We start from the raw sequence: 5,332 nt of genomic DNA, 5'->3' as shown, positions 1-5,332 counted from the left end.
CCCACCCGTCTGACCGCGGGCGCCACCACCGGAGAACCGCGGGGTTCTCAGCGTGTCGATAGTGGACTTGCGGGCTACTCCCCTTCGGAACGAAACCGACGATCCCACCGGGTTTCGTGTTACCGCAACCGTTGTGACAGACACCGGAGCAGCGAGAAAAGCGTTGCGGGATAAGGGCGTTCCAAGATCGTCATGCCGAAATCCGCAGGATGGGCCCCCGTAGAACCCACCCAGAACAGCCAAGATCTCGAACGTGTTCTCCTGCGGAAGCCTTCCTCGGCCGCGGCTCAGGTGGTCTCGCGGACGATGAGCTGGGGCGCGAGCAGGGTTCGTGCGGCGGCGTGCCCCGGCGACTGGATCAGCGAGCGCAGCAGTTCGGCGGCATGGCGGCCGGATTCGGCGAACGGCTGCCGGACGGTGGTGAGGGCCAAGCCTTCGGCGAGCGGGCCATCGTCGATGCCCGTGACGGCGACCTGGGCGGGGACCTCGGCACCGGCTGCGCGCAGCCCGGCGAGGAAGCCTGCGGCGAGGACGTCGTGGTGGCAGATGACGGCGGCCGGCCGGTGTTCACGGCCGAGGAACTCGGCGGCGAACACGCGGGCGGCGACCAGGTCGTTCGCGGCCAGTTCGAGGTCCTCGAGGGCACCGGCTGTGCGCAGTGCGTGGTTCATTCCGTTGCGCCGGAGCATGCCGGGCGAGACGTAGGACAGCGAGCGTTGAGGCTTGTGCAGGTAGCCGATGTGCCGGTGGCCGCGGTCGCGTAGATGGCTCGCGAGCAGGAACCCGGCCTGCTCGTCATCGAAGGTGACGCTGGTGAACGCCGGGTGCGCGGAGTCGACCAGTACGGTCGGCGGTCCCCAGCGGCGCAGGCGGTCCGCGCCCTCCTCGGCGAGCGGGATTCCCATGATCACCAGGCCGTCGACGTCGCCGCGCACCGGCAGCGTCTCCAGCAGCGGCGATCCGGCCGGCGCGGCGCCGGGCCCGCGCGGAGGGCGTCGCACCGGCGTGAGCGGGGTCGCACTCGCCGTGATCACCGGTCAGGGAGCGCTTGCGATCTGCACTATCACTTGCTCAGTGTTGTAGGAGTATCCGGCGTAACTGAACGACAGCCCGGTTCGCTCGGCGTATTCAGTCCATGCCCGGTACTCGCCTTCCTTCCAGGCCGCAAAGTTAAAGAACTCGTCAAATACAATTATCGAACCCGGCTTGAGACGCGGGCCCACCAGATCGAGAACCGTCTTGGTGGAACTGTAAAGATCGCAGTCAATGTGCAGGAAGTCCACTGGTCCGTCTTGCTCAGCCAGGAAGCCGGGCACAGTCTCGTCGAACCAGCCGATGACGAGTTCGGCCCCGGGAATCTCAGGCGGTTCAGCGACAGCGAAGGCGCCGGCCGGAAAGTCGACTCCCCACTCCTCCGGTAGCCCCTTGAACGAGTCAAAACCGTAGACGCCACCGGTTTCACGAGCTGCGGTGATGATCTCGAGGCTGGCGCCGGTGAACACGCCGAACTCCAGCGCCATGCCGCGTACCGGAGCCAACGTCAGCGCGTATTTGAGTAGTGCGAAACGCTCAGAGAACCGCGGCACGTTCGGCATGTTCCCGGCCACGAACTGGGCCGCCTCGAGCGCGGCCCGCTGGTCCGCAGCGTAGACAATGTCGCGGCGTGAACGGATCTCGAATTCGACAACTCGATCGTATGCCCGCCGCACATCGTCCCGCAATTCGGCGATCTGCCGCTCAAATTGTTCAGACTGCTCCGCCAGCAATGGTTTGACAGCATCCCTGATGGCACGCATGAGCCGGTCGCGAAGCGCACGCCGAACAGATATTGTCACGGAATTCTTCCTTATTCTTCAGTCCAGCTTCGAACGCCTCGTACTCGACACAACCGGCGGCGCCTGAAGTCCTGACGGTTGCCACCGTAGTTGTTGCCGCCACGGCCGACAACAGTAACTCAGTCGGAGTCACGCTCGTCGGGAACGCGCCCTGACGGTTGTGCGAACGGTCAGTCCGGGTGGGCCGGAATCCGCATTCGCATCCGGTAGCCACCGTATTTTGTCGGACCGGACTCGATGGTGCCGTGCAGGATGTCGGCGCGCTCCTTCAGGCCGATCAATCCCTGGCGGGCGCTCGGAAGAGCGAGGGCAGGGCGCGACGGTGGGGTGTTCGTGACCGTGACGACGACGGCGCCGTCCTGACACAGCTCGACAGTGGCCGTGGCTCCGGGAGCATGCTTACGGACGTTTGCCAGGGCCTCCTGTACCGCGCGGTACAGGGCGCGCTGCGCCGGCGTACCCACGGTGGGCAGCACATGACCGTCCGTCAGCTCCGCCTCGATACCGCTGGACGCCATGAGACGCGGCAAATCAGCCGGTGTCGGCTGCGGTGCCAGTTCCGTCGCGTCGCCGCCGGAGGCGCGCAGCAACCTGACCATCGTTCGCAGTTCGTCGAGTGTTCCGACGCTCAGGCGGCTGGAAGTCTGCGGGCGCCGATTTTCCGGGTGCCCGAGCGGGCTCGATACCGGTTAACCCGACATTTCGCCGATGCAGCCCGTCATCTACCGAAAGTCTTATTCAGATTGGCACGCGTTCCCGCGCAGTTTCGCGGATGCTCGCTCCGTCGACCGGCGGGGGTGCAACCGCTGGTCGGCGGATAGGAAATTCGGTATCGGGTCGGCTTATCTGGGTGGTGCGCGCGACGAATGCGCATACCACCCATGTTATTGAAGGGTTTAAGCGAATATGGAACGCAACCGCCATCTGGTCAGCCGTCGTGGCGTCCTCATCGGTACCGCCGCCGCTGCCCTCGCGGCCGGCACCCTCGCCGCGTGCGCGACGGGAGAAAGCCGGGCAACCGACGACTACGAGTTCGATGTCGTCGTGATCGGCGCGGGTGCCTCCGGTCTGGGCGCCGCCAGGGACCTCGTCGACGCCGGGAAGAAGATCATGGTCGTCGAGGCCAGGGATCGCGTCTGTGGCCGCATGTTCACCGATCGGACCTCGATGCCCGTCCCGATCGAACTCGGGTGTGACCTGGGGCCTGGTCAAGAAGTTCAACCTGAAGACCCACTTCTCGGCCCGCCATATCTCACGTACCGAACTGGGCGGCCCGTGGGAGTTGACCGACCAATCCGGTGTGCCGGGCGAAGCCAAAAACTTCCAGGTCGTCGGCGGCTACAACAAGATCCTCGTCCCACTCGCCGAAAACCTGCCACTCCAGCTCAACACCGTGGTGGGGCGCATCGAACACTCGGCTTCCGGAGTCGTCGTCCACGGCGTGCAGCAGGGACGCGCCGTCACCTACCGGGCTCGCTACGCGATCGTGACCGTGCCCGTCGCCGTACTGGCCGCCAACGCCATCGAATTTTCCCCAGCCCTGCCTTCGGACAAGGTCGAGGCCTTCAAGGCCGTGCCACAGTCCCCGACCACGAAGGTGCTCTGGCAGTTCGACCACCCCGTGCTGCCCGAGGACGCCGACTGGATCCGTGAGGCCGGCATGTCGGATTCGACGTTCGTGTGGAGGTCCTCCCCGGAGTTGCCCGACTTCAAGGGACAGGTTGTCGGTACCGCGGCGGACCAAGAGGAGGCCGTTCGTCTGCTGGCCCTGCCCCGCGAACGCCGCCATGCGGAATTCCTCGAACTGGTCCGGGGGGTCGTCGGCGATCCCAAGCTCGAACCAACGTCGTCGAGCACGAATGGGCAACGGACCCGTTCGCCCGCGCGGCCTTGACAGACTCGGAGCTCGTCACCGAACAGATGTCCGAAGCGGTCTTCCGCCCAGTCAACGACAGCCTGTACTGGGCCGGTGTCATCACCGACCAGGTCGACTACTCCCGCGACTCCGGTAAGCAGGTCGCCGCCGAACTGCTCGCCCGGCTCCCAAGGTAGGGCTCCATGGTGAATGCCCGCTCGGGTGACGAACGCAGCGACGGGCTTGGCCGCAGGTTTCCGCTGGGCACGCACGCGCCCGTTCGCCAGTCGTGATCACGGGGCTGGGAAAGGATTGGACGGGGTGATGCTCGGGCTTGTAGCTTGCACTGGACCGTGACACCGCCCGAGGAGGTGAGACCCATGAACGCTGTATCGATGTGGGTGCTCCCCCTTCCCGTCACGGCCGGGCGATTGACGTAGGTGTCGCCGGGAGCGCCTCGACAACAAGGCACTCCCGAAAGGCAACACCTATGGACTCTCCGTTCACCGCCGAGCCGTCGTCGAACGATACGGTCGAGCGCGACTTCACCGTGGGCGACGTCCCCGGACTCCGGTCGCCGGCCTCCGGCGCCGATCGCGCGCCCCTCATGTTCGACGTGATCATTGCCGGGTGCGGGCCGACTGGCGCGATGCTGGCCGCCGAACTGCGGCTGCACGATGTGCGGGTACTCGTTCTGGAGAAGGAAACCGAGCCCGTGTCGTTCGTCCGCATAGTCGGCCTGCATATTCGCAGTCTCGAGCTGATGGCCATGCGCGGACTGCTGGACCGCATTCTCGGACACGGAAGACAGCGTCCGGCCGGCGGATTCTTCGCCGCCATCACCAAACCCGCGCCCAAGGGCCTGGATTCCGCGCACGCCTATCTGCTGGGCATCCCGCAGCCGGCCATCGTTCACCTGCTTGAAGAACATGCGATCCAACTGGGTGCGCAAGTCCGGCACGGTTGCGCGGTCGCCGGTTTCGAGCAGGACGACGAGGGTGTGACCGTCGAGCTGGCCGGCGGGGGAGGGGAACAGCTGCGTTCGCGCTATCTCGTCGGCTGTGACGGCGGGCGCAGTACGGTGCGCAAACTGCTCGGCGTCGGCTTCCCCGGCGAGCCATCACGGACCGAGACGCTGATGGGCGAGATGGAAGTGGGTGTGCCGCAGGAGGAGATCACCGCCAAGGTGACCGAAATCAGCGAGACCCATAAGCCATTCTGGCTCCGGCCCTTCGGCGAAGGGGTCTATAGCGTCGTAGTCCCCGCCGCGGGAGTCAGCGACCGCGCGGAACCGCCCACCCTCGAGGATTTCAAACACCAGCTGCGCACCATCGCCGGAACCGATTTCGGCGTGCACTCCCCGCGCTGGCTGTCCCGCTTCGGGGATGCCACCCGGCTGGCCGAACGTTATCGGGTCGGGCGGGTGCTGCTGGCCGGCGATGCGGCACACATCCATCCACCCACCGGCGGACAGGGCCTCAACCTGGGCGTTCAGGACGCATTCAACCTCGGCTGGAAACTGGCCGCACAGATCCGCGGCTGGGCGCCGGAAACACTGCTGGACACCTACCAGGCCGAACGTCATCCGGTCGCCGAGGACGTGCTGGACAACACCCGCGCCCAGATGGAACTGCTGTCCACC

General features: G+C 65.9%; 6 protein-coding genes and 1 pseudogene. 4 read left to right on the top strand and 3 right to left on the bottom strand.

The window, feature by feature from the left end; translation table 11 throughout:
• Positions 1-287: 287 nt before the first annotated feature.
• The 3 genes from VGP60_RS37590 to VGP60_RS37580 all read right to left on the bottom strand — a co-directional run bounded on the left by VGP60_RS37590 (position 288) and on the right by VGP60_RS37580 (position 2,434).
• The gene (locus VGP60_RS37590) at positions 288-1,001 is read right to left on the bottom strand and encodes a substrate-binding domain-containing protein (RefSeq protein ID WP_327552980.1); all 714 of its coding nucleotides are present in this window, start codon (positions 999-1,001) and stop codon (positions 288-290) included.
• Between the two features lie 36 nt (positions 1,002-1,037).
• Positions 1,038-1,796: a class I SAM-dependent methyltransferase gene (locus VGP60_RS37585; RefSeq protein WP_327552979.1), complete on the bottom strand. Its 759-nt coding sequence runs from the start codon at positions 1,794-1,796 to the stop codon at positions 1,038-1,040.
• A gap of 209 nt (positions 1,797-2,005) precedes the next feature.
• Positions 2,006-2,434, bottom strand: a complete 429-nt coding sequence (locus tag VGP60_RS37580) for a hypothetical protein (protein ID WP_327552978.1) — start codon at positions 2,432-2,434, stop codon at positions 2,006-2,008.
• Positions 2,435-2,741: 307 nt separating this feature from the next.
• On the opposite strand from VGP60_RS37580, the pseudogene VGP60_RS37575 reads away from it, so the two are divergent.
• The 4 genes and pseudogenes from VGP60_RS37575 to VGP60_RS37560 all read left to right on the top strand — a co-directional run.
• Positions 2,742-2,975: pseudogene (locus VGP60_RS37575) on the top strand (FAD-dependent oxidoreductase); the annotation flags it as partial.
• Between the two features lie 52 nt (positions 2,976-3,027).
• Positions 3,028-3,729 carry a flavin monoamine oxidase family protein gene (locus VGP60_RS37570; protein ID WP_327552977.1) on the top strand — a complete coding sequence of 234 codons (702 nt, stop codon included), beginning with the start codon at positions 3,028-3,030 and terminating at the stop codon, positions 3,727-3,729.
• Positions 3,726-3,887: a hypothetical protein gene (locus tag VGP60_RS37565; RefSeq protein WP_327552976.1), complete on the top strand. Its 162-nt coding sequence runs from the start codon at positions 3,726-3,728 to the stop codon at positions 3,885-3,887. The genes VGP60_RS37570 and VGP60_RS37565 overlap by 4 nt, the downstream gene beginning before the upstream one ends.
• Positions 3,888-4,297: 410 nt before the next feature.
• A partial coding sequence (locus VGP60_RS37560) for an FAD-dependent monooxygenase (RefSeq protein ID WP_327552981.1) occupies positions 4,298-5,332 on the top strand: 1,035 nt, incomplete at its 3' end.

Origin of the sequence: Amycolatopsis sp., assembly GCF_036008905.1 — a bacterium.
Classification (GTDB): domain Bacteria; phylum Actinomycetota; class Actinomycetes; order Mycobacteriales; family Pseudonocardiaceae; genus Amycolatopsis.
The sequence above is the reverse complement of the archived record's forward strand: the minus strand, read 5'-3'. Positions and strand labels throughout refer to the sequence as shown.

Coding starts and splice junctions, on each gene's coding strand:
- VGP60_RS37585 (WP_327552979.1), bottom strand. CDS start 1,796: ATGCGTGCCATCAGGGATGCTGTCAAACCATTGCTGGCGGAGCAGTCT.
- VGP60_RS37580 (WP_327552978.1), bottom strand. CDS start 2,434: ATGGTCAGGTTGCTGCGCGCCTCCGGCGGCGACGCGACGGAACTGGCA.